Origin of the sequence: Pigmentiphaga sp. GD03639 (assembly GCF_029845405.1) — a bacterium.
GTDB classification, from domain to species: Bacteria; Pseudomonadota; Gammaproteobacteria; order Burkholderiales; family Burkholderiaceae_B; genus Pigmentiphaga; species Pigmentiphaga daeguensis.
The window spans coordinates 92,288-113,682 of the sequence record NZ_JAOCLR010000011.1; the positions used below are offsets into that span (position 1 = coordinate 92,288).

General features: G+C 66.6%; 23 protein-coding genes and 1 pseudogene. 4 read left to right on the top strand and 20 right to left on the bottom strand.

The features are described from left to right. Nucleotides 1-5: 5 nt before the first annotated feature. Genes N5K27_RS14150 through N5K27_RS14160 form a run of 3 tightly spaced genes read right to left on the bottom strand, consistent with a single transcriptional unit; the run spans nt 6 to nt 2,961 of the window. Entirely contained in the window at nt 6-986 is a 981-nt protein-coding gene (locus tag N5K27_RS14150) for a tripartite tricarboxylate transporter substrate binding protein (protein WP_087838823.1), read from the bottom strand. A gap of 23 nt (nt 987-1,009) precedes the next feature. Next, a complete protein-coding gene (locus N5K27_RS14155) occupies nt 1,010-1,750 on the bottom strand; it encodes an arylmalonate decarboxylase (RefSeq protein ID WP_087838822.1) in 741 nt (246 codons plus the stop codon). A 17-nt stretch (nt 1,751-1,767) separates the two neighbouring features. Further along, nucleotides 1,768-2,961 (bottom strand): NAD(P)/FAD-dependent oxidoreductase, encoded by a 1,194-nt coding sequence (locus N5K27_RS14160; RefSeq protein WP_087838821.1) that lies wholly within the window; start codon nt 2,959-2,961, stop codon nt 1,768-1,770. Between the two features lie 106 nt (nt 2,962-3,067). Between N5K27_RS14160 and N5K27_RS14165 the strand changes: the two genes are divergently transcribed. After that, nucleotides 3,068-3,994, top strand: coding sequence for a LysR family transcriptional regulator (locus tag N5K27_RS14165; protein WP_165404462.1), 927 nt, complete (start codon nt 3,068-3,070; stop codon nt 3,992-3,994). A gap of 12 nt (nt 3,995-4,006) precedes the next feature. On the opposite strand, the gene N5K27_RS14170 is transcribed toward N5K27_RS14165, so the two are convergent. The 10 genes and pseudogenes from N5K27_RS14170 to N5K27_RS14215 all read right to left on the bottom strand — a co-directional run bounded on the left by N5K27_RS14170 (nt 4,007) and on the right by N5K27_RS14215 (nt 13,194). After that, nucleotides 4,007-4,681, bottom strand: coding sequence for an amino acid ABC transporter permease (locus N5K27_RS14170; RefSeq protein WP_087838819.1), 675 nt, complete (start codon nt 4,679-4,681; stop codon nt 4,007-4,009). Further along, nucleotides 4,682-5,401 (bottom strand): amino acid ABC transporter ATP-binding protein, encoded by a 720-nt coding sequence (locus N5K27_RS14175; RefSeq protein ID WP_087838818.1) that lies wholly within the window; start codon nt 5,399-5,401, stop codon nt 4,682-4,684. It lies immediately after the preceding gene. 9 nt (nt 5,402-5,410) lie between these two features. Further along, entirely contained in the window at nt 5,411-6,064 is a 654-nt protein-coding gene (locus N5K27_RS14180; protein ID WP_132979720.1) for an amino acid ABC transporter permease, read from the bottom strand. 144 nt (nt 6,065-6,208) lie between these two features. After that, nucleotides 6,209-6,949, bottom strand: a complete 741-nt coding sequence (locus N5K27_RS14185) for a transporter substrate-binding domain-containing protein (protein ID WP_087838816.1) — start codon at nt 6,947-6,949, stop codon at nt 6,209-6,211. 96 nt (nt 6,950-7,045) lie between these two features. Further along, entirely contained in the window at nt 7,046-7,447 is a 402-nt protein-coding gene (locus N5K27_RS14190; protein ID WP_087838815.1) for a type II toxin-antitoxin system MqsA family antitoxin, read from the bottom strand. 2 nt (nt 7,448-7,449) lie between these two features. Beyond that, nucleotides 7,450-7,745 (bottom strand): annotated as a pseudogene (locus tag N5K27_RS14195) (type II toxin-antitoxin system MqsR family toxin). A 248-nt stretch (nt 7,746-7,993) separates the two neighbouring features. Continuing rightward, entirely contained in the window at nt 7,994-9,298 is a 1,305-nt protein-coding gene (locus tag N5K27_RS14200; RefSeq protein WP_279817200.1) for an HmuY family protein, read from the bottom strand. Nucleotides 9,299-9,322: 24 nt separating this feature from the next. Continuing rightward, on the bottom strand, nt 9,323-11,374 hold the full coding sequence (locus N5K27_RS14205; RefSeq protein WP_279817201.1) for a TonB-dependent receptor: 2,052 nt from the start codon (nt 11,372-11,374) through the stop codon (nt 9,323-9,325). 174 nt (nt 11,375-11,548) lie between these two features. Beyond that, the gene (locus N5K27_RS14210; protein WP_130356510.1) at nt 11,549-12,517 is read right to left on the bottom strand and encodes a tripartite tricarboxylate transporter substrate binding protein; all 969 of its coding nucleotides are present in this window, start codon (nt 12,515-12,517) and stop codon (nt 11,549-11,551) included. A 44-nt stretch (nt 12,518-12,561) separates the two neighbouring features. After that, complete coding sequence (locus N5K27_RS14215; protein WP_279817202.1) at nt 12,562-13,194, bottom strand: RraA family protein; 633 nt, start codon at nt 13,192-13,194, stop codon at nt 12,562-12,564. 126 nt (nt 13,195-13,320) lie between these two features. Here N5K27_RS14215 and N5K27_RS14220 point away from each other — a divergent pair, with 126 nt between their 5' ends. Together N5K27_RS14220 and N5K27_RS14225 are read left to right on the top strand one after the other, a co-directional pair. Then, a complete protein-coding gene (locus tag N5K27_RS14220; RefSeq protein ID WP_279817204.1) occupies nt 13,321-14,031 on the top strand; it encodes a helix-turn-helix domain-containing protein in 711 nt (236 codons plus the stop codon). 41 nt (nt 14,032-14,072) lie between these two features. After that, nucleotides 14,073-15,104 carry a LysR family transcriptional regulator gene (locus N5K27_RS14225; RefSeq protein ID WP_279817205.1) on the top strand — a complete coding sequence of 344 codons (1,032 nt, stop codon included), beginning with the start codon at nt 14,073-14,075 and terminating at the stop codon, nt 15,102-15,104. Here N5K27_RS14225 and N5K27_RS14230 read toward each other — a convergent pair. From N5K27_RS14230 to N5K27_RS14260, 7 genes are all read right to left on the bottom strand, one after another. Beyond that, nucleotides 15,043-15,954: a fumarylacetoacetate hydrolase family protein gene (locus N5K27_RS14230; RefSeq protein WP_087838808.1), complete on the bottom strand. Its 912-nt coding sequence runs from the start codon at nt 15,952-15,954 to the stop codon at nt 15,043-15,045. The two genes, N5K27_RS14225 and N5K27_RS14230, sit on opposite strands and share 62 nt — an antisense overlap. Nucleotides 15,955-16,217: 263 nt before the next feature. Then, entirely contained in the window at nt 16,218-16,871 is a 654-nt protein-coding gene (locus N5K27_RS14235) for a tripartite tricarboxylate transporter substrate-binding protein (RefSeq protein WP_279817251.1), read from the bottom strand. Nucleotides 16,872-16,973: 102 nt separating this feature from the next. Beyond that, on the bottom strand, nt 16,974-17,327 hold the full coding sequence (locus tag N5K27_RS14240; RefSeq protein WP_087838806.1) for a RidA family protein: 354 nt from the start codon (nt 17,325-17,327) through the stop codon (nt 16,974-16,976). Nucleotides 17,328-17,431: 104 nt separating this feature from the next. Continuing rightward, nucleotides 17,432-18,340, bottom strand: coding sequence for a LysR family transcriptional regulator (locus tag N5K27_RS14245; protein WP_087838805.1), 909 nt, complete (start codon nt 18,338-18,340; stop codon nt 17,432-17,434). A 25-nt stretch (nt 18,341-18,365) separates the two neighbouring features. Further along, nucleotides 18,366-19,139, bottom strand: coding sequence for an SDR family oxidoreductase (locus N5K27_RS14250; RefSeq protein ID WP_087838804.1), 774 nt, complete (start codon nt 19,137-19,139; stop codon nt 18,366-18,368). Nucleotides 19,140-19,364: 225 nt separating this feature from the next. Continuing rightward, nucleotides 19,365-19,970: a histidine phosphatase family protein gene (locus tag N5K27_RS14255; protein WP_279817206.1), complete on the bottom strand. Its 606-nt coding sequence runs from the start codon at nt 19,968-19,970 to the stop codon at nt 19,365-19,367. Continuing rightward, on the bottom strand, nt 19,967-20,887 hold the full coding sequence (locus tag N5K27_RS14260) for a LysR family transcriptional regulator (RefSeq protein ID WP_087838801.1): 921 nt from the start codon (nt 20,885-20,887) through the stop codon (nt 19,967-19,969). The genes N5K27_RS14255 and N5K27_RS14260 overlap by 4 nt, the downstream gene beginning before the upstream one ends. Before the next feature lie 103 nt (nt 20,888-20,990). Here N5K27_RS14260 and N5K27_RS14265 point away from each other — a divergent pair, with 103 nt between their 5' ends. After that, the gene (locus N5K27_RS14265) at nt 20,991-21,386 is read left to right on the top strand and encodes a 4-oxalocrotonate tautomerase family protein (protein ID WP_087838800.1); all 396 of its coding nucleotides are present in this window, start codon (nt 20,991-20,993) and stop codon (nt 21,384-21,386) included. Nucleotides 21,387-21,395 lie beyond the last annotated feature (9 nt).

Consider the following 21,395-nt stretch of genomic DNA (forward strand, 5'->3'; position numbering starts at 1 on the left):
CCGGCCTACTGACTGTTCGCCGCGCCGGCGAACTCGATTAATTGTTTCGCGATTCGCGTTTCCCGTTCGAGGCGGTCCGCCAATTGCTGGCGGCTGCCCCCCAGCGGCTCGGCGCCTGCCTGACGGATGGACGAGGATACCGCCGCGTCGTCGAGCGCCTTTTGCGCGGCATCGTGCAGACGTTCAACGATGGCTTCCGGCGTACCCGTCGGAGCGAACAGCCCGAACCATCCGAGCGATTCGTAGTCCGGCAGCTGCAATGCCTCGGCCACGGTGGGAACGTCCGGCAGCATCTTAGACCGTTTCGACGATGTCACCGCCAGCGCGCGTATGCGCTGGTCCTTGATGAAAGGCAGGGCCACCGGAAGATTGACGAATCCGACTTGCAGGATGCCCGCGATATGGTCGGTCGCCGCCTGGGCATTGCCGCGATAGGTGACATGGGTGAGGCGGATGCCGGTTTTCTGTCCAAGCAGTTCGGCGGCAAGATGCCCCGAACTGCCCAGCCCGGTCGTACCGTAGTTGAAGTCGCCCGGCCGCGATCTGACCAGTTCGATGAGTTCGGGCAGCGATTTCGCCGGCACCTGCGGGTGGACGGTGATCACGTTCGCGATTTCTCCGACTTCGATGACGGGAGCCAGATCCGATGTCGGCTTGAACGGGAATTTCTTGAACAGCCAGGGATTGGCCGCCAGCGGCGCCCCGTTGATCAGCAGCGTATAGCCATCCGGTGGGGCCTTGGCGACATGATCGCTGCCGATGTTGGTGGCGGCCCCGGGGCGATTCTCGACGATGACGGGGCGCCCCAGCGTCTGAGGCAGGTGCTTGCCCAGAGCACGTGCCAGCATATCTATGCTGCCGGCGGCGGCGGTCGGAACGATGATGTGTATCGGCCTGGAGGGATAGTCGTCGCTGGATTGCGCGAAGGCGGGGGTGGCCAGCAAGGTGAGTCCGGCGACAAGTCGGCGGAATTTGTATGGGGTCATGACATTTCCTTGAGTGTCGGAACTCAGTGCTCCATCAACAAACTGCCGAAGCCGGCGACCTTGTCCTGGATACCGGCCGCTCGAAGCGCATGCCAGTAGGTCGCGGTATTGATGGCGATGACGGGCTTGCCGAGAAAGATCTCGGCGGCGCCGGCCAGTTTCACCATGGACAGGTTCGTGCCGACCTGGACGATTGCATCGACGTCGTCTCCGTCGAGTTCCTGGATGGCTTGGCGGCATTGCGCATCGGTGGTGTGGGCGATCCGTACCGGGCCGGGGCAGCGCAGGCAGATGTCGCGCACGACCTGGAAGCCGCAGTCATGGTAGAAACGACGCACGTGCTCATTGGCAACGGGGAAGTACGGTGACAGGAACGCGATTCTCCTGGCGCCGTATCGGTTGAGCGCGGCTTCGGTGGCGAAGGAGCCGCAGGAGACACCCACGCCGGCATGCGCCGTCATCCGGGAAAGATAGTCGGCGGCGGCCGATCGGCCGCCCCAGAATGTGGCGACCGACATCCCCATGGCGAGGTATTGCATGTCGCAGCTCTTCAGGGCGTCGATGGCGTCCAGCGTTCCTTGTTCGATGTTGCGGACCATGGCGACGAAATCGTCGTCGCTGGCGACGGGGTCGTTGGGAATGCGTATCCTGCTGTAATGGTTGGTGACGCCCGCAGGGCGCATGCCGTCGAAGTCGGGCTGCACGATGGTGTTGGTCGACGGCCCTATCGAGCCCATCTTCAGGCGATAGCCGAGGTGGTCCATGTCTCCCCTCCTTGTATTCAGTGGATTTCCGCCGCCTGCCGCAAAGCGTCGAGCATGGAGCTCTGCCGCAGATAGGTCCGGGCCAGGCCGGGATCCGCGGCGGTCCTGCGCAATTGGTCCAGATGCTGCCGGCGTGCGGCGGGGTCGCGCTCTTCCAGGTGTTTCTTGTTCTGCGCCGTGCCGGCATTGATGTATTCGATGGCAATGGAGCGGCGCTGGCGCTCGTAGCGGTCGAGCAGGGCTGGATCGCCGCCGCGCAGAACCTCGATGAGCTTGTCGCTCAGGTTGAACGCGTCGTGCAAGCCACCGTTCATCCCCATTCCGCCGAGCGGATTGTTGATGTGCGCGGCATCTCCCGCCAGCAGTATCCGGCCGTGCCGGAACCGTGCGGCCACCCGTTGATGGACGCGATAGATGGTCCGGTGGATCGTCCGGTAGGGCGCGGGCCTTGTCGCCAGCCGCTGCAGATGGCTTTCTATCGAGTCGTCGGCCAGCAGCGCCTTGTCGTCGATGTCGGTTGCGACGGGGAACAGTACCCGCCACATGCTGGGAACACGCAGCAGGACGCACCATTCGTCGGGGTCGGAAAAGTAATTGACATACGAGATGCCCGTGAACCGCTCCGCATATTCGAAGTCGGTGGAGATGAACAGAAACCGTTCGGGATAGGTGTATCCCTCGAAGGCGATACCGGCGCTTTGACGTACGGTGCTCCATGCGCCGTCGGCGCCCACGACATAGCTGCCGCGGTGGGAAACGGTTTCGCCGCCGCAGCGGCCACGCAGCGTGACGCCGTCCTCGTCCTGGTCGACATCGGTGACTTCCGTCCCGAGGCTGATCGTGGCCAGAGGATGTCCCGACAGTCTCTGCGCAAGCATGTCGGTCAGTTTCCACTGCTCGCACTGAAGGCGAAAGGGGTGGCGCGTTTCGCCGGCGAGCAGCGAGAGATCGAAGTCGGCGATCAAACCCTCTTGCCTGTCCCACTGCTGAGTGTGGGCCGCCACCAGACCGGCGCCGACCAACTCCTCGGTCACGCCCAGGCGGGTCAGCATGTCGAGCGTCGGCGGATGAAAGGTTGACGCCCTCATGTCCCTGGGTTGTTCCGGACTGCGTTCCAGAACATGGACCGGGATGCCTGCGTCGGCGAGCAGTAGGGCGCTGGCAAGTCCGACCGGGCCTGCTCCGACAATGAATACCGTGGACGCGGCCATGATTCTCCTTCTCGATGATGTGGCGGGTATTGATGGGGCGAGTATGTTGTCCGCGTGATATGCCGGTCAAATGAGAAAAAATGCGATTTCGCATAACATGGATGTTATGAAAAACACCAAGATCAGCCTTCAGTCGCTACGGGTCTTCTCGGAAGTGGCGGAATGCCTGAGCTTCACGCAGGCCGCCAATCGGCTATTCAGGACCCAGCCCGCGGTATCGCGGCAGGTCGCCGACATGGAGCTGGAGCTCGGGGTGGCCCTGTTTTTCCGCAAGGGCCGCAGCCTTGCGTTGACACCGGCAGGGCACGATCTGTTCGCCCGGGCGCGTGCCATCCTCGGCGACGTCGAGGCGTTCAGCGAGCGGGCGCGCGACATGGCCCACGGCGCGGTGGGGCTGCTGAGGGTGGGCGCCACGCCTATGTTGTTCGACACGATGATGCCCAACCTGTTGCGCGAATACTCGCAACGCTGGCCGCAGGTTCGGCTGAAGATCTTCGAGGTCGATTCGGCAAGCGTGATCGCGCAGGTGGAGACGCGCGAACTGGACGTGGGCTTGACCCGCTATGCCACCACCGACAGCGTGCAGGGAGAGCGGCTGTTTCCCATGCACCTGATCGCCATCGTCGATCGCCGCCATCCTTTGGCGCGCCGCCGTTCGCTGGAGCTGGCCGAGCTGCAGGACAAGCCTCTGTTGCTGATGATCAGAGGAATCGGAAGCCGGGTGTTGATCGATCAGGCATGCCGCCGGGGGGGCTACCGCTTGACCGATGTCCGGTTCGAAAGCGGCTCGTACAGCAGTCTGGTGGAGATGGCCATCGCGGGGCACGGAATCGCCCTGGTGTCGTCCGTGGTGACCCTGCGTCGGAGCGATGCCAGGATCATCCCCGTCCACTACAAGAGGGAGCGCCTTCAGTCCTGGGCCGCGGTCCACTGGCATGGCGAGGCCGAACAGACCGAATACATGCGGGCGTTCGTGGACCTCGCCCGCGATATGGGACAGAAGGACTATCCGGGCAAGCAATACGGCCTGTGATAGTCCGGAGGGTCAGCGCCGGGTCCCCGGCAGGATCAGCCGCCGCTCCAACTGGCGCGCGGCCAGCACGATCACCGACACCAGCGCCAGGTAGACCAGTCCGGCCAGCACATAGGCCTTGAAGAACTGGAAGTTGCGAATCGCCATGTCCTGGATCTGGGCGAAGAACTCGGTGTACTGGATCAGGAAGGCCACCGAGCTGTCCTTCAGGTTCAGGATCACCTGGTTGGACAGCGCGGGAATCGACAGCCGCAGCACCTGCGGCAACGTGATCAGGCGGAAGATCTGCGGCGCCGAGAATCCCTGCGCCCGCGCCGCTTCCAGTTCGTCCCGGTCCAGCCCGCGATACGCCGTGGCCAGATAGCGCGCGTTGTAGGCCGCCACGTTCATCGTGAAGCCGATGATCGCCACGGTTAGCGGCGAGGGGCGCAGCCCCCATTGCGGCAGGCCGTAGTACATCAGGAAGAGCAGGGCGATCAGCGGCGTGCCGATGAAGAACGAGATGTAGCCTTCGGTCAGGCGGCGGCACAGGCGGCTGGGGCTCAGCGTCAGGTAGAACACCAGGATGCCGCCCAGCAGGCCGGTCACCGTGATGATGCCGGCCAGCAACAGCGTGTGTTCCAGGCCGAGCAGGATCTGCGGCCCGAACTCCGCGACTTGCCCGAGGAAGGTCAGCAGGCCGTCCATTCAGTTGAAGAACGCGCGGATGCGGGGGTCGGCATGGTCGCCGAAAAGTTCCGACGCTTCGCCCTCGGCCAGGATCTGGCCCTGGTCCAGGAACAGCACGCGCCCCTGGACCGCACGCGCCAGCGCCAGGTCGTGGGTCACGCACAGCATCGACACCTTGTCCCGGCGCAACTGGTTGATGACGTTGATGATCTCGCGCGACATGACCGGATCCAGCGCCGAAGTGGGCTCGTCGAAGAACAGCACCGCCGGGTCCATCGCCAGCGCCCGCGCGATGGCCACCCGCTGCTTCTGCCCGCCCGAGAGCTGGGCCGGGTATTTCTGCGCGTGCTCGGCCAGGTTCATGCGGCCCAGCTCGTGCATGGCCCGTTCGTTGGCGGCGGCGGTCGCCATGCCGCGCAGCTTGCGCAGGCCCAGCGTCACGTTCTCGAGCGCGGTCAGGTGGCGGTACAGGGCGAAGTTCTGGAACACGAAGCCGATGCGCTGGCGCAGGGCCCGCACGTCGGTATCCGGCCGCGTGACGTCCTCGCCCCGGAAGATGATCTGTCCGGAAGTGGGCGTGACCAGCCGGTTCAGGCAGCGCAGCAGGGTCGACTTGCCGCAGCCCGAGGGGCCCATCACCACCTTGAGTTCGCCCTCCTCCAGGTCCAGGTCGATGCCGTTGAGCACCGTCCGGCCGTCGTAGGCCATCTTCAGATCACGGACTGTCAGTAGCGCCATGGCCGTTTCTCAATGCTCCGTCAGGCCCGGCACGCGGCAGCGCTTCTCCAGCGCCCAGATCGCCGTCACCAGTATCTTGTAGATCGCGAAGTACACCAGACCCACGGCGAAATAGATCTCCACGCCGCGCAGCGTGGCGGCCGACAGCGCCATGGCCTGTTTCATGACTTCGGGGATGCCCACCGTGTAGCCGAAGGGCGAGTACTTCAGCACGGTGGTGAATTCGTTGACCATGCCCGGCACCGAGAAACGCAGCATCTGCGGCAGCTCGATGTAGGCGAAGATCTGCACCCGGCTCATGCCCATCGCCTCGGCCGCCAGCACCTCGCTGGCCTCGACCGAATCCAGCGCGCCGCGGAACACCTCGCCCAGATAGGCGCCGGTGATCAGCCCCAGGCTCAGCATCATCGACACCAGCGGCGGCACGCCGACGCCGATGGTGGGCAGCCCGAAGAACACGATGAACAGCAGCACCAGCACCGGAATGCCGCGGAAGACGTAGGTGAATACCCCAAGCAGGACATCCACCCACCGCCACCCCAGCCTACCCAGGATCGCGATCGCCAGCCCGACGATCACGCCGGTGGCGCTGCAAGCCAGCGTCACCAGGACCGTATATCCAACCCCCGTCCCCAGCAGTCCGAATATCCGCGCGATATCCATCGCGCTATACCGTACCTATGGGGCAACGCTCCACCGCACCAACCCAAGACAGCGGCACTAGACCCAGGATGCGGTGGATCCGGCTCCGCCGGTCCACCCGCATCGCCCCCTGGGGGGCGCCCGAAGGGCGTACGGGGGGGACGACTACTGCATCCATTTGTTGATGATGGCCTGCACGCCTTCGGGCTTCAGTTCGTTCGCCATGTAGTTGTCGAAGTCCTCGCGCAGCTTGGAGCCTTTGGGGAAGGCGAAGCCGAAGCGGTCGAAGCCGGTGAAGACGTAGCTGTCCTGGATGGGCAGCTTCTTGCGGTAGACCGAGGCCACGGTGCCGTCCAGGAAGGCGAGGTCCAGGTTGCCGTTCTGCAGGTCGGACAGCACCTCGTTATAGGACGGGTACATCTTGACCTTGTCGAGCGTGTAGACCCCCTTGGGCGTCAGGTCGTTCTTGATGAAGTCGCTGTAGGCCATGCCGCGCGGATAGCCGACGCTGTACTTCTTCATCTCGGCCAGGTCGTCGAACTTGATGTTGCGGCTCTTCAGGCTGACCAGGTTCCAGGTGTTCTCCATGTAGGGCTTGGAGAAATCCATGACCTCTTCGCGCTGCTTGGTGATGGAGATGCCGGAGAACGCCACGTCGGCCTGCTTGCTGACCACCGCGCCCAGCATGCCCTGCCAGTCGTAGGCCGTGATCTTGAGCTTGCAGCCCCGGGCCTTGCAGTAGCTCTCGAAGATATCGAGGTCCAGGCCCTTGGTGGTGCCGTTCTCCTCGAACAGGTTGGGCGGGGAGGCTGGCGATACCGCTACCTTGATCTCCTTGTCGCCGCTTTTTTCGGAACATGCAGCCAACAGCAGGACGAGGCTCAACAGGCCGATGAGCTTACGCATGAGGGTTTCTCCGGTGGGTGGGAGGGTGGGGAGAGGCTTGCGACGGCGCGGGAAATATTATCAGACGGGCGGTCGGCTGGGGGGCTATTCGGCTTCCTAAACAGCCCTGACCTCGTCCAGCAACTCGGGATGGCGGTTCAGTACCTTGAGCAGTTTGATCAGCGCCAGCGGAGGTTTGGTCTTGCCGGTCTCGTAGCGCGAGAAAGCGTTGACGCCGCCGCCGAAAATCTCGGCTGCTTCGCGTTGGTCAAGCGCCAGCTTCTTGCGCACGTTGGCTATGAAATCGGGATCAACCCACTTTGCATTGACCTGGCGATTGAACGTCAGCATGGCTGCGCTCACGCGTTCCGATTCGACGGTATCAAGCACGCTCTCCCCGCAGGCTGGACAATAGTCGCCACTTACAGCCGGGATGGAAGTGGTTTCTCCCTTGTAGCTGTATGAAAGGTCGCGGGTGTCATGTACCAGCTTGGCCGCTGCGCAAATGGGGCATCGCATGATCACAGTTCCTTGAAGGACACAATGAGAACGTCCTGAATGATCGTCAATTTCAGGTAGACCTGACCAACCGCCGTCTTGGGCCGGTAAACGTCTTGCCAGATGCGATGGTTGGCATGTGTAGTCATGCTTTATGGAAATCCTGGGGCGTCAGTGCCGTGATTACATTGATTATTCCGTCGAAGTCCAGGCCCAGCGAGGCACCACCCGCGAGTGCCGAGGCTGTTGTCCGAACCTGCCCTGCTTGGATTAGCGCTCTGACCCAAGACAGCTTGCAATGAGGGGTTCTCTTTTCCACAAGAATTTTAACCTAGAAGGTTATTGATGGAGGCCGGGGTGATCGCCGGGCTCTGCCGCTTCGAGGCGCTGGCGTGGCTCGATAGGCTTTGCAGTCTCTACGGAAAAGAGAGAGGTATCTTGACGGCTGGACTCGTTCTTCCTATGCCAAGAATGTCATGTTGAATTTCACGTGCATGGCGCTTTCGCGACGAAAAAAAACCGCTGTCCCGTGGGACAGCGGTGAAGGTACAACCGCTCCAAAATTAATCAGTCAGCGGCTGGCTGGAGATCGTAGGCGAAGGTCCACGTCTGGGTGCTGTTGGCGTCCTGCGGATCGGCGTAGCTGATGCCGGTCAGGTGCAGGCGCGTGTAGCTGCTGCCTTCGCCGTTGCGGATCAAGGTGCCGTTGGCCGGGTTGGCGCTGATGATGTGGGCGACTTCCGGCAGCCCGGCGTTCTTGGCGGCGGCCGCGGTGGGGTAGTAGGTGTACCAGCCATAGCTCAGCGGATTGGGGTAGGAGCCTTGCACGGCGGGGTTCAGTGCCGACGAGTTGCTGTCCTTGACCCACGCGGAGGTCCGGGCCGGGGTGGCCAGGTCGGCGGCGGTCAGTTCGGCTTCGGTGTCCGAGATGCTGGTCGTGCTGGTGAACTTGGCGGCAATGGGCTTGCCGGTGGAGTCGTAGAAGCCGGCCGGGGTCTTGCCGAGGAAGCCGGCGACGGTGCCGGTGCCCGAGGATCCGCCGTTCAGCTTGACGTTGTAGCGGTTGAAGGCGATGTGCCATGCGCCGCTCTCGTCCACGGTACGTTTGTTGACCAGGTCGTAGTAGACCCAGCCGCTGGTGGCGTCGACCGTGGCGGTCTGGATGACGGGGGCGGCTGTCCGGGTGACCCAGCGGAACGAGATGTGGCCGGAGGTCGTGCCGCCCGGGCCGCCATAGTAGCCGGTGACCTGCAGGGCGAACACGCCATCGCCGGTGGTGACCGGCGTGGTGGTCGATCCGACCACCGCGGCGCTGTTGGCGGTGATCAGGAAGACGCGGAAGTTGGGGTAGAGACTGTGGTCGGTGGAGCTGCCGGTCACCCCGTATTCGAACGCGGCGGCGCGGATGTCGTTGGTGCCGGTGAACACGCTGGCCGCGGCATCCGCGGCGTAGACGGTGGCGGGAAGGGCCGCGCCGCTGGCGGGGTCCGTCGTGGCGCTTTGATAGGTCTTCAGTTCGGTCCAGGTGTGTTCGAACGGTCCGCCGAAGGCGCCGCCCGATCCGGTTCCGCTGGTGCCGCTGTTGGTCCACAGCGTGCCGGTCAGGCCGCTGCTGGTCAGTTTCAGGTCCCAGGTATTGCCGGAGCAGCTGGCGACGGCCGCCTTGGTGTCGAAGTCATAGCAGACCGAGGCGCCGGCCGCGGGCAGCGTGAATGTCCATTCGCCGCTTTGCGTGAACTTGTTGGTGGGCGTGGGCGTCGTGCCGCCGCCGTCCCCGCCGCCATTGTTGCCGCCGTCGCCACCGCCGCCGCAGCCCGCGAGCGCCAGGGCGGCGCACAGGGCGCCGAGCGTGAACAAGGATCTGGATTGCATGGTGGGTTCCCCCCTAGGAAAAGGTTATTGGGTCGAGCCGAAGGCGTAGCGCGCCCCGACGTAGACGAAGCGGCCTCGCAGCGGGCCGAAATCGGTTGGGTTGGAGAAGTCGCGCTGGCGGTCGAACAGGTTGTTGATGCCGGCGAACACCGTGAGCTGGCGGCCGATCTTCTGGTTGACCATCAGGTCCAGCGTGGTCCAGCCCGGCGAGCGGCCGCCGCCGCCCGAGCCGCCGTTGGACTGCGCGACGTCGTCGGACGAGATCAGTTCGCTGCTCTGGATGCGGGTGCGCACGGATACCGTGGTGTCGGGCAGGGCGCGCCAGTCGGCGCCGATACGGCCGATGTGGCGCGGCCGCCGGGTCAGTTCGCCGCCGGTGTCCAGGTTCTTGGCGTCGGTGAAGGTGTAGCCGACGTTCAGCGCCAGGGCGGGCGTGGCCTGCCAGCGCAGGCCGGTCTCGATGCCCTGGGTGCGGGCGCGCGCGATGTTGCGGTAGGTGTAGGCCGTGACGCCATCGATGATGGTGGTGTTGCTCATGTCCGTCTGGATCAGGTCCTTCACCCGGTTCATGAAGGCATTGACCTCGAACGTGACGTCCTGGCGGAAGGTCAGGGTGCCGCCCAGCTGGAAGCTGTTGGACGCCTCGGGCTTCAGGTCGGGATTGCCCAGCACCATGTAGCCCAGGGCGCTGTGGTCGAACAGGTAGTAGCGTTCCTTCAGGTTGGGCACGCGATAGCCCTGGCCGAAACTTGCCCGCAGCACGCCGCTCCAGTCCTGGGTGTTGAGCAGCTTGCCGCGCAGGCTGGCCTTGGGCGCGAAGTGGCCGCCGAAGTCGGAGTCGTCCTGGTAGCGGGCGCCCAGCAGCAGTTCCCAGGTGTCGTTGAAGATGATGTCGTTCTGGGCGAAGACTTCCTTGCTGGAACGGTCGACCGAGCCGCTGCGCACGAATTCGGAAACGCCGTTGTTGTCCTGCTTGAGGTCTTCGTAGTGGTAGTCGGCGCCGAATTGCCACAATTGGTTGCGCCAGGCCGGCAGGTCCACCTGCGCGGTCAGGTGCCCCATTTCCTGCCTGGCGGTGCGGCGCGTGGTCGCGAATTCGTTGGAGTAGGCCTGGGAAGTGCTGTCGTAGCGTTCGCCCACGCCCTTCAATTGCAGCCTGGTGCCGTTGCCCAGTTCCCACTGGCCGCCGCCGGTGAGGCGCTTGCGTTCGATGGTTTCGGTCTTGCGCTGCGGCAGCAGATTGGGCGGCACGAAGGTGGTGTAGCGCTGGGTGTCGTCCTCGCGGTAGATGCTGCCGTCCACGAAGTAGCGCTGGCGGGCACCGGGCAGCCAGTCCACGCGCGCCGAATACTGCTGGCGGCGGATCTCGTCGCCCTGGCGGCTCCAGGCGTCGGGGTTGATGCCGAAGCCGTCGTCGTCCAGCACGTCGGCCGCGATGCGGCCGCGCAGTTGTTCGTTGCCGCCCTGGATGGAGAACTGGCCGTGCCGGTTGGCCGGCCGCCACGAGCCGCCCTTGCTGTTCTGGCTGCCGTAGCTGCCGGCATCCAGCGTGGCCGTGCCCGACAGGCCGGGCTGCGCGGGGCGGGTGATGACGTTGATGACGCCGCCCATGGCCGAGCTGCCGTATTGCGCCGAGGTGGCGCCCTTGACCACCTCGATGTGGTCGACGTCGGTCAGCAGGTACTGGCTCAGGTCCACCGTGGAGCCGGTGCTGGCCGAGATCGGCAGGCCGTCGATCAGCACCAGCACCTGGTCGCTGCTCAGGCCCTGCAGCGACAACTCGTAGCCCGACTTGCCGTGGATCTCCCGCAACTGCAGGCCGGGGATGTTCTCCAGCGCCTGGGTCAGCGTACGGGCGTGGGTGCGCTCGATTTCCTCGCGGGTGACGACTTCGGTGCGGATGGGGGTGTCGTCCAGCGTCTTTTCGGTGCGGGTGCCGGTGACGACGACGGGGGCCAGGGTGTGGGCCTCCTGCGCCACGGCGACGGCGGCCGTGGCCAGGGGCGCGCTCAGCGCGAGATGGAGCGCCCGGCGCAGCCGGGACGGCGTGGAGCGTGGGGAGGACGGACGGGACATGAAACCAACCGGGCCGCTAGGGCGTAGACGAACGAAGCCGAGATTCTTGAGCAAATACAGATTTTAATCAAGATTAATTCTCACTATCATTTATGTTTTGATTTATAAAAGAGGGCAAAAAACGCCCGGAACCGGGCAAGCCGGTCGCGGGCGTCGGGGGGAAGCCGGGGGAGCTCAGTCGATCTTCAGGTTCTCTTCCTTGATCAGCCGGCCCCATTTCTCGGTGTCCTGCTTGGTGCGGGCGTCCAGTTCGGCAGGAGTGCTGGCGATCAGGTCCACGCTCTGTTCCCGCATGCGGGCGACCAGCGCGGGGTCGGTCAGCGTCTTGCGCAGTTCGGCATTGAGCTTGTCGATGACGGGCTGCGGCGTGCCCGTGGGCGCGTACAGGCCGTACCAGGTGGTGTATTCCATGCCGGGCAGCGTGGCCGAGATCAATGGCAGGCTGGCGGTGTCCGACGCCTTGCTGGGAGCCGTCAGCCCCAGCGCCCGGATCGAACCCTTGTCGATCAGCGCCTTCAGCGAAGGCATGCTGCTGAACAGGGCCTGGACCTCGCCCGAGGCCAGGTCCACCATGACCTGCGAGGTGCCCTTGTAGGGGATGTGCTCGATCTGGGTGCGGCTCAGCGCCTTGAAGAGTTCCATGCCCAGGTGCGCCACGCCCCCGGTGCCGGCCGAGCCGAAGTTCACCTTGCCGGGATGCCGGCGGGCGTAGTCGATCAGTTCCTGCACGTTGGTGACGGGAATCTTCGTCGTCGCCACCAGCACGTGGGGGCTGCTGGACACCATGCCGACCGGCACCAGGCGCTTCATCGCCTCGGCGCTGCTGCGCATGGTCAGGGGCTGGATGGTGACGTTGCCCGAGGCCGCCATCAGCAGCGTATAGCCGTCGGGGGCCGCGCGGCCGACGGCGTTCATGGCCGGGACGCCGTGGCCGCCGCCCATGTTTTCCACCACGATGGTCTGGCCCAGTTGCTGGCCGAGTCTGGTCGCGACTTCGCGCGCGACCACGTCGGCCGGGCCGCCCGCGGCGAACGGCACGACGAAGCGCAGGGACTTGGCGGGATAGGATTGCGCGCCGGCGGTGGGCGCGGCGCACAGGGCCAGGGCCGCGAGGGCGCCGGCCAGGAGGGGGCGTCGATACATGAGTCGTCTCCGGTTCGTTATGGGATAGGCGCGCGGCATGCGCGCTAACGGGGGCCCACCGCGATGGCGGCGCGGGCCAGGTCCGCGTCCAGCCAGGCGGGCTTGAGATCGCCGCGGGCGATGGCGGCCATGCGTTCCTGCTCGCGCAGGTACTTCGCGTGCGCGGCGGCCAGCAGTTCGTCCTTGCGTTCCAGCGGCACGACCACGACGCCGTCGCAGTCGCCGTGGATCCAGTCGCCGGCGCGCACGGGGGCGCCGGCGCAGACGATGGGGTGCAGCACGCTGCCGTCGCCCTTCTTCGAGGGGCCCGCCGGGTGCGTTCCCGCCGCGAAGACGGGCAGGCCCAGTCCGGCCAGTTCCAGGCTGTCGCGGATGGCGCCGTCGATGACGACGCCGGCCAGGCCGGCGGCCTTGGACTGGGTGGTCATGATGCCGCCCATGACGGCGCGTTCCAGATAGGCCTGGGCATCGATCACCAGCACCTCGCCGGCCCGGCAGAGGGTCAGCGCATGGTGGATGGCAAGGTTGTCGCCGGGAGGGACGGACACCGGCAGGGCCGGACCCCAGAGCCGCCAGGCCGAATCCAGCGGCTTGATGCGCGCGGACAGCGCGTAGGCGCCGACGTCGGCCAGCAGGGAGGAGGCCAGCCAGTCGGGATGGTCGAAGGCGGATGTCATGCGAACTCCTGGGAAGAACTGCGGCACGGGCCGGGCCGCTCGATGGGACTTTAATCCATACAATTTTGTTGTACGCTATACAACGATTGATCGGTACGATGCCGAACCTGCATCAAGGAAAGCCGCATGAGCAACGAAGGCGTGACCGCCGTGGAGCGGGCCATGGCCGTCCTGGACTGTTTCCGGCTGGACGCCGACCGTCTCAGCCTGGCCGATTTCGCCGCGCGCCTGCCGCTGCACAAGACCACCATCTATCGTCTGCTGAATTCGCTGGTGCGCACGCGCTACGTGGTGCGCCATGCCGACGGCCGCTATTCGCTGGGCCCGCGGGTGCTGTACCTGGGCAGGGTGTGCGAGCGCAGTTTCCGCCTGGCCGACATCGTCGTGCCGCAGTTGCGCGAGTTGTCGCGGGCAAGCGGGGAAACCGCGTCCTACTACGTGGCCAGCGAAGGCCAGCGCCTGTGCCTGTTCCGCATCCAGCCGAACGAGGGCATGCATGACCAGCTCACGGCCGGCAGCCTGCTGCCTTTCGACGACAGCGCGACCGGCCAGGTCTTCCATGTCTGGGTCGTGGGCGACCGGCGGATCGCGCTGCCCGACGACCTGCCCACGCATTCGAGCGGCCTCTACCACCAGTTCGTCACGTCATGGTCGGTGCCGGTGTTCGGCGACCAGGACGCGTTCGCGGGGGCGCTGACGCTGTCCGGCCTGGCGCAGCGGGTGGAACCGGAGGGCGCGGGGCATCGGGACCTGCTGATGGTCCATGGCCGCAGGCTGTCGGCGGCGCTGGGCGCATCGGCGTCCTGGTGCGACACCGTGTACGGGGAAGAGCCATGAACGCGCCCGCCGGGCCGCGCACGAGGGACGGGGGGAGCAACATGGACATCCGGCTGGACAACCGCGTGCGGGGCCGGTTGCGGCTGCGGCACCTGGAACTGCTCGACGTGCTGGACAACACGGGCAGCATCCACAAGGCCGCGGCGCGGCTCAGCATGACGCAGCCCGCCGCCAGCAAGCTGCTGCGCGATGCCGAGGACATCTACGGCACGCAGTTGTTCACCCGTTCGTCCAGCGGGTTGCGGCCCACGCCGGGTGGTGACGCGGCCATACGGTGGGCCCGCAGCATCCTGCGCAGCGTGGGCGATTCCTTGACCGAGGTCCAGCTGATACGCGAAGGCGCGCATGGCCGCGTGCGGGTGGGCGTGTTTCCGGCGGCGGTGTCGGTGCTGCTGGGCACGGCGCTGGACCGGCTGCACGAGCGCTGGCCGGACGTGGTGGTGCTGGCCACCGAAGGCAGCAACGAAGTGCTGCTGCCGGCGCTGGCGCGCCAGGAACTGGACGTGGTGCTGGGCCGCCTGACCGCGGCCACCCAGGATCCGGCGTTCCGAAGCGAGCTGTTGTATGACGAGCCCGTCTGCGTGGTCGTGCGCAGCGGCCATCCCTGGGCGCGCCGACGGCGCCTGGACCTGCCCGAGCTGGCCGCGTCGCAGTGGATACTGCCCACCGAGTTCGCGCCCATGCGGCCCCAGTTCGAGCAGATGTTCGTGAAGGCCGGCGTGCCCGTGCCCCGGCCGCGCGTGGAGACCGCGTCGCTGCTGCTCAGCCAGGCCGTGATCCAGAAGTCGGCCATGCTGGCCGTCGTGCCGGGGCGCGTGGCGGCCCACTACCGCGACCAGGGGCTGTTCGCCATCCTGCCCTTCGCGCTGCCGTTGACGATTCCGCCCGTGGGCGTCATCACCCATGCCCATCGTCCGGTCTCGCCGGCGGTCGGCCATTTCCTGGACGTGGTGCACGAGATCGCGGGGCTGGAGGCGCGGGCGCGGGAAGCCGCGGCCCGCCAGCGTCCCGTCAGGCAGGCGGCGGCTGGATCTCCACCCGCAGGGCGCCGAGGGACTCGATCCGGGCGCTGACCACGTCGCCCGCGGCAAGAAAGCTGCGGCGCGCGGCGCCCACGCCCGCCGGGGTGCCGGTCAGCACCACGTCGCCGGGTTCCAGCGTCATGATGCGCGACAGCGTCGCCAGTTGCTCGCCGATGTCGAAGATCATGCCCGAGGTGCGCGCATCCTGCCGGACGTCGCCGTTGACGTCCAGGCGCATGGCCAGGTCGTGCGGGTCGGCAACGAAGGCGGCCGGCACCAGCGGGCCGAGCGGGCAACTGGTGTCATGCGCCTTGCCCGCGACCCAGTCGAATTTGTAGAAGGTCTCGGGCGCGCGGTTCAGGTCGCGGGCGGAAAAATCGATCGCCACGCAATAGGCCGCGACGTGCTCGCGCCAGTCCCCGGCAGCGATCGCGCGGGCCTCGCGGCCGATCACCAGCGCCAGTTCGATCTCCCAGTCGAAGGACCGGCAGCCGCGCGGAATGCGCACGGTGGCGCCGGGACCCACCACCGCCTGCCGCGCCGGCTTGAAGAAAAAGAACAGCCGCTGCGCGGATTTGTCGTGCGCGTCCGGTACCTTCATCTCGGCCAGGTGGTCGTAGTAGTTGGCGCCGGCGCACAGGACCTTGCCGGGATATTGCAGCGGCGCCAGCTCGGGGGCGTCGGCCGGCACGGCCAGCGCGCGCAGCTCGCCTTCGGCGCCTGCGATGCGCGCCAGCCCCGGCTGGTGGGCGGCCCAGTCGCGGAACAGGCCGATGATGCTGTCCGGCATCGCGTCCATCCCAAGCGCCCGGGCCGATGCCGCGATCGGATAGCAGCCCCGGGCGGTCTGCAAACAGCCGGTCGGCGCGCCATGCACCAAGCGGGTAGTCAAAGAAAACATCGTTGCTTCCTCATTCCATCCATCCATGAGCGATCCGTCGCATGCGACAGACGCTACTCAACCCAGGATGCGGTGGATCCGGCTCCGCCGGTCCACCCGCATCGCCCCCTGGGGGGCGCGCGAAGCGCGTAGGGGGGAGCTCTATCCATAGCGATCCGTCGCATGCGGCAGACGCTACTCAACCCAGGATGCGGTGGATCCGGCTCCGCCGGTCCACCCGCATCGCCCCCTGGGGGGCGCGCGAAGCGCGTAGGGGGGAACCTCTAATCAGCACTGAAGCCCGAGGCCTGGACTGCCTGGCGCCATTGTTCGAGCTCGCGGCGGCCTTGTTCGTCCAGTTGGCGGGGCGTGCTGTCCACCGGGGTCATGCCCATCTGGGCCAGCTTCGCGCGCACGTCGGGCTCTTTCAAGGCGCGGACGATGGCCGCGTTGAGCCGGGCGATGCGGGCATCCGGCGTGCGCGCCGGCGCATAGATGCCGCCCCAGCCCTGGGCCGTATCCATCCGCAGGCCCAGTTCCGCCGCGGTGGGCACGTCTGGCAGCTCGGCCGCCCGCTGCGAGCCGAAGGTGGCCAGGATGCGGACCTTGCCGGCCTGCTGCAGGTTCAGCATCTCGCCGATGTTCAGAATCGCCGCCGGGATCTGCGCGCCGACCAGCGCGGTGATGACCTCGGCGGCGCCCTTGTATCCGATGTGTTCCATCCGCACGCCGGTGGTCTGCGACAGCGAGACGCCCAGGAAATGCTGGATGCTGCCGGCCGACGGCGTGCCGTAGAAGGCCGCCGTGGGATGGGCCTTGGCCCAGGCCAGGAAGTCCTGCAGGCTGCGCACCGGGGACGAGGCCGGCACGACCAGCCCCAGTTCCCAGGTCGGCAGCTTGGCCACCGGCGCGAGGTCGGTGAACGGGTCATAGCCCAGCTGCTTGAACCGTAGCCGCCACCGCGAACAGAAGAGCGAGCCAGGCTCGCCGGATAAGGGTCGGGATCATGATGCGCCTCGTGTGCCCGGATGGGCGTTGGCCTACGGCTTGCGCGCCGCGGTCACGGCGATCTCGACCTCGTATTCGGGAAAGGCCAGCTTGGCCTCGACGCAGGAGCGCACCGGCTTGTGGCCGGGAATCACCCACTGGTCCCAGATCTCGTTGAGCCTGGGCCATTTCTTGTAGTCGTCGATCCAGACCATGGCGCTCAGGATGTGCTTGCGGTCCAGGCCTATGCCTTCGAGCTGGGCGTCGAGCTTGGCCAGGATCTGGCGCAACTGGCCGTCGAAGTCCTGCGAGGGATCGTCCGCGACCTGCCCCGACATGTAGACGAGGTTGTCGTGGATCACGATCTTGCTCATGTGGGCGTTTTCGTTCAGGCGTTCGATGGTCATGCGCGGCTCCTTGGTGTGTGCCGGCACATTGTGGGCGCGATGCGCGCCGCCGCCATAATGAAAGAAACTTATCTCCCGAGAACCGGGAAGAATCTCCGGCGGCCTCAGGCGTCCAGGTGCGGCCGCATCAGGGCCTCGAACCATTCCACGAACATGGCCAGCCGGCGCGACCGCTGCCGGCGGTGGGGATACAGCAGGGAGACCGGCATGGGCGCGGGGCGCAGGCCGGGCATGACCTCGACCAGTTCGCCGGCATCGAGCAGATGCCGCACGTCGAAACGCGGGATCTGGATCAGCCCCAGGCCCATCCGGCAGCAGGCGATGTAGTTCTCGGCATTGTTCACCACCACCTGGCTGGGCACGTCCCGGCTCCGCGGTTCGCCGGCGGCGTCCAGGTATTCCCACGCCGTTTCGCGGCCCGTGGTGGCCGAGGCATAGCCCACGGCCCAATGGCCATCGGCCAGTTCGTCGGGATGGCGGGGTTCGCCGTGCTGGCGCAGGTATGCGGGGCTGGCGCAATTGATCAGCGCGATGTCGCCCAGCGGACGAACGACCAGGCTGCTGTCGTGCAGGGCGCCGATGCGCACCGCGCAGTCCACGCCTTCGCGCACGAGGTCGATGGCGCGGTCGCCCGAGCGCAGCAGCAGTTGCAGGCGGGGATGGCGCTGCAGCAGGCCGGGCAGCGCGGGCACGACCAGGCGGCGCGCGATGCGGCTGGGCACGTCCACGGTCAGCCGCCCGGCCACCTGTTTTTCGCGCGCGTGGAACAACTGGTCGATGTCCTCGACCTCGGCCAGCAGCGGCCGTATGCGTTCGATCAACTGCTGGCCGTCGGCGGTCAGCGACACGCGCCGGGTCGTGCGATGGAGCAGGCGCGCGCCGACCTGTGCCTCCAATTGCTGGACGGCCGCCGACACCGAGGCGCGCGGCAGCTCCAGCGCGTGGGCCGCCTTGATGAAGCTGCCCATCTCCGCTACCTGGACGAAAACGCGATACTGGTCGAAGCGATCCATGCCCCAAGCATAGAGCAGGATGCCGCTATTTGGTGGTGTAGCCGCCGTTGATGAGGATGGTCTGGCCCGTGATCCACCAGCCGTCGCTGACAAGGTGGCGGATGAACGGGACCACGTCCTGGATGTCGGTCAGCCCGGTCTTCGAGAATGGCGACAGGGCCGCCGCGGTCTTGTGGTAGGCCACCGCCTCGGCCTGCTCGGCGGGATAGAAGAAGGGCGTGTCCATCGGGCCCGGGCCGACCGCGGTCACCGAGATGCCGCGCTGGCCGAACTCCTTGGCCGCCGCGCGGGTGAAGTGCTCCACCGGCGCCTTGGTGCCTTCGTAGGCCGCGTAGAACGGCGTGAACGCGCCCAGCAGCGAGGTCACCAGCGTCACGATCTTGCCGTTGTCGTTCACATGGCGGCCAGCTTCCTTCAGGAAGAAGAACGCCGACTTGGCGTTGACCGCCGACATCTCGTCGTACTCGGCTTCGCTGATGTCGACGATGGGCTTCTTCAGCACCTTGCCCACGGTGTTGATGGCGATGTCCGGCCGTCCGGCCACGGCGATGGCATCGGCGAACAGTTTTTCCACCGCACCGGCCGTCGTCAGGTCGGCCTGCAGGGCCGCCGACTCGGCGCCCGCGGCGCGGACCGCGGCCACGGTGGCGTCCGCGTCCGCCTTGGACGCCGGGCTGTTGTAGTGGACGATGACGGCCTTGGCGCCCTGCGCGGCCAGGTCGCGCGCGATCAGTCCGCCGAGATTCTTCGCGCCGCCGGCGATCAGCGCGACCTTGCCGCGTATCGAATGGTCTGCCATGGAAAACTCCTGTGCGATGGAAACGAGGGTTCCAGCTTAGGAGCGTGGGCCGATCCGATCAGCCCCCGGGGACTGGATGGACTATCCAGGAAATCCGGCCAATCGCGGTACACCCGATCTCGGCCGCCATGGTGGCGCTACTTCCAAGGATTGATGACGGTCAGCCCCGCGGCTTCGAAGGGACTGGTGTCGCGGGTGGCAGGTCATCAAAATGGCGAGTGCGCTCTATCCTTCGAGTGCCCGGTCGGCGAGATCCACCCGCACGACCTGCCCATTCTCGATGGGCGACGCCAGGTCCGTCTCGCGGAAGCGCCGCATCCAGGGCGGCGTGGTTTCCAGCCCCAGCGCGAGCGCGAGCTGGTAAGCGTGGAAGAACTGGCCGTGGCCGACCGCGACGACGAAGCCGCGCAGCGTGCGCACGCGCTCGTCGAAGGCGCGCAGGCGGCCTGCGAACTCGGAAAACGATTCGGCGTCGTCGCCGTCGCGATAGTCGGGGTCGGCGCGCCGCCAGTAGGCGTCGGCCAGGGGCCGGCGCTCGTGCACGTTCAGCCCCGCGCACTTGAGGGCCGACAGGTAGGTGAATTCCTGGATGGGCCAGATCTCCATCGGGGTGGCGGGCCATTTTTCCAGGATGGGCGCGGCGGTTTCCTGCGCCCGCAGGAAGGGCGAGACGATCAGCAGATCGGGGCGCCGGTCGACCTGGCGGGCGGCAAGCAGGGCCTGTTCGCGGCCCAGCGCCGTCAGCGGGCTGGAGCCTACCTCGGAAGTGGCCGCCCCGGCGTTGGCCGTGCTTTGTCCGTGGCGGATCAGCCAGAGTTCGCGCAATGTCATGGAGCGGCAAGCGGGAAGGAAAGGGTCTTGTTGTACACCGGTTGCGAGAATTGCGCGCCCAGGGCCTCGCGAGCCTGGGCGACGAAGGCGCTCTCGCCCTGGCGTGGAGGCAGCAGGTGGAAGGTGGCGTCGGGCAGCGCGGGCAACCGCCGGCCGGGAGCCAGCCGCGCCATGCCGGGCCCCAGCGACGAGGCGTTCAGGCAGGCGATGCCCAGTCCCGCCGCCACGGCCTGCTGCATGCCGGCCACGCCCGATGCCACGTGCGCGAGCAGGTAGGGTACCTTGGCGCGATCCAGCAGGCCGACGGTGTATTGGTGCAGGGCGCAGGTGTCCGGCAGGGCCACCAGCGGCAGCGGGGCGGTACGGCTGAACGCCGGCGGTGCGCCGTCGGCCGCCGTCCAGCACAGCGGTTCGCGCCGCAGGCGCAGCCCGGCGGGCGGGCGGCGGCCACCTGCGCCCCGGGATTCGATGCGCATCGAGATCGCCACGTCGAACTCGCCGCGCGCATAGGCCTGTTCGATGACGCCGCTTTTCAGGATGGCCACGTGCAGGCGCACCCCGGGATGGTTCTGGCCCAGCCGGCGCAGCAGGGGCGCGATGTCTCCCGGGCGGAAGTAATCGGTGACGGCCAGGCGCAGTTCGCCCAGCAGGGGTACGCCGCGCAGGTCGCGGTAGGCTTCTTCGTTCAAGGCCAGCAGGCGCCGGGCATGGGCCAACAGGCGGTCGCCGGCGGGGGTCAGGGTGACGCCGCGCTTGGCGCGCACCAGCAGGCGCTGGCCGGCCTTGTCCTCGAGCTTGCGAATCTGTTCGCTGACGGCCGATTGCGACAGGAAGAGGCGCGGCGCGGCTGCCGTCAGGCTGCCGGCGTCGGCCACGGCGGCCAGGGTGCGCAATTGGTCGAACTCGAAGCCGTCCATGCCTATCCATCGGAAAGTTTGATGGATAAGATCCTAAAATCCCGTTTTTCAAATGTCAAAGGCCGCCCTAGACTGGCCTCGTCCATTGCACGAGGAGTCTGTCATGCCACACATCGTCATCCATCTTTCCGGCCAGCCCGAGGCGGCCCTGACCCGGGAAGCCGTCCAGGCGGCCACCCGGCTGACCCAATCCATCCTGGGCAAGGAAGAGCGGGTCATCGCCGTCGCGGTCCAGTACGTCCCGAAGGACCAGTGGTTCATCGGCGGCCGATCGCTGGAGGAGCAAGGGGCCAATGCCTTTCACCTGGACATCAGCGTGACCGACGAGACCAATACCAAGGCCGAGAAGGCGCGCTTCATCCGCGAGGTCTACGCGGCATTCAAGGAGCTGTTGGGAGGCGTGCACGAATGCTCGTACGTACACGTGATCGATGCGCGCGCCGCCGCCTACGGCTACGGCGGCGCGACGCAGGAGTACCGGCACCAGCGCGCCGGGTGACGCGCCGGG

What these genes read in the sequence shown, in the direction of transcription:
- N5K27_RS14215 (WP_279817202.1), bottom strand. Translation starts at nt 13,194, where the DNA reads ATGACATCCGCCTTCGACCATCCCGACTGGCTGGCCTCCTCCCTGCTG.
- N5K27_RS14260 (WP_087838801.1), bottom strand. Translation starts at nt 20,887, where the DNA reads ATGGACGGCTTCGAGTTCGACCAATTGCGCACCCTGGCCGCCGTGGCC.
- N5K27_RS14245 (WP_087838805.1), bottom strand. Translation starts at nt 18,340, where the DNA reads ATGGATCGCTTCGACCAGTATCGCGTTTTCGTCCAGGTAGCGGAGATG.
- N5K27_RS14255 (WP_279817206.1), bottom strand. Translation starts at nt 19,970, where the DNA reads ATGACATTGCGCGAACTCTGGCTGATCCGCCACGGACAAAGCACGGCC.
- N5K27_RS14240 (WP_087838806.1), bottom strand. Translation starts at nt 17,327, where the DNA reads ATGACCATCGAACGCCTGAACGAAAACGCCCACATGAGCAAGATCGTG.
- N5K27_RS14160 (WP_087838821.1), bottom strand. Translation starts at nt 2,961, where the DNA reads ATGGCCGCGTCCACGGTATTCATTGTCGGAGCAGGCCCGGTCGGACTT.
- N5K27_RS14180 (WP_132979720.1), bottom strand. Translation starts at nt 6,064, where the DNA reads ATGGATATCGCGCGGATATTCGGACTGCTGGGGACGGGGGTTGGATAT.
- N5K27_RS14185 (WP_087838816.1), bottom strand. Translation starts at nt 6,949, where the DNA reads ATGCGTAAGCTCATCGGCCTGTTGAGCCTCGTCCTGCTGTTGGCTGCA.
- N5K27_RS14230 (WP_087838808.1), bottom strand. Translation starts at nt 15,954, where the DNA reads ATGTTTTCTTTGACTACCCGCTTGGTGCATGGCGCGCCGACCGGCTGT.
- N5K27_RS14250 (WP_087838804.1), bottom strand. Translation starts at nt 19,139, where the DNA reads ATGGCAGACCATTCGATACGCGGCAAGGTCGCGCTGATCGCCGGCGGC.
- N5K27_RS14175 (WP_087838818.1), bottom strand. Translation starts at nt 5,401, where the DNA reads ATGGCGCTACTGACAGTCCGTGATCTGAAGATGGCCTACGACGGCCGG.
- N5K27_RS14220 (WP_279817204.1), top strand. Translation starts at nt 13,321, where the DNA reads ATGAGCAACGAAGGCGTGACCGCCGTGGAGCGGGCCATGGCCGTCCTG.
- N5K27_RS14150 (WP_087838823.1), bottom strand. Translation starts at nt 986, where the DNA reads ATGACCCCATACAAATTCCGCCGACTTGTCGCCGGACTCACCTTGCTG.
- N5K27_RS14200 (WP_279817200.1), bottom strand. Translation starts at nt 9,298, where the DNA reads ATGCAATCCAGATCCTTGTTCACGCTCGGCGCCCTGTGCGCCGCCCTG.
- N5K27_RS14225 (WP_279817205.1), top strand. Translation starts at nt 14,073, where the DNA reads ATGGACATCCGGCTGGACAACCGCGTGCGGGGCCGGTTGCGGCTGCGG.
- N5K27_RS14190 (WP_087838815.1), bottom strand. Translation starts at nt 7,447, where the DNA reads ATGCGATGCCCCATTTGCGCAGCGGCCAAGCTGGTACATGACACCCGC.
- N5K27_RS14265 (WP_087838800.1), top strand. Translation starts at nt 20,991, where the DNA reads ATGCCACACATCGTCATCCATCTTTCCGGCCAGCCCGAGGCGGCCCTG.
- N5K27_RS14170 (WP_087838819.1), bottom strand. Translation starts at nt 4,681, where the DNA reads ATGGACGGCCTGCTGACCTTCCTCGGGCAAGTCGCGGAGTTCGGGCCG.
- N5K27_RS14210 (WP_130356510.1), bottom strand. Translation starts at nt 12,517, where the DNA reads ATGTATCGACGCCCCCTCCTGGCCGGCGCCCTCGCGGCCCTGGCCCTG.
- N5K27_RS14205 (WP_279817201.1), bottom strand. Translation starts at nt 11,374, where the DNA reads ATGTCCCGTCCGTCCTCCCCACGCTCCACGCCGTCCCGGCTGCGCCGG.
- N5K27_RS14155 (WP_087838822.1), bottom strand. Translation starts at nt 1,750, where the DNA reads ATGGACCACCTCGGCTATCGCCTGAAGATGGGCTCGATAGGGCCGTCG.
- N5K27_RS14165 (WP_165404462.1), top strand. Translation starts at nt 3,068, where the DNA reads ATGAAAAACACCAAGATCAGCCTTCAGTCGCTACGGGTCTTCTCGGAA.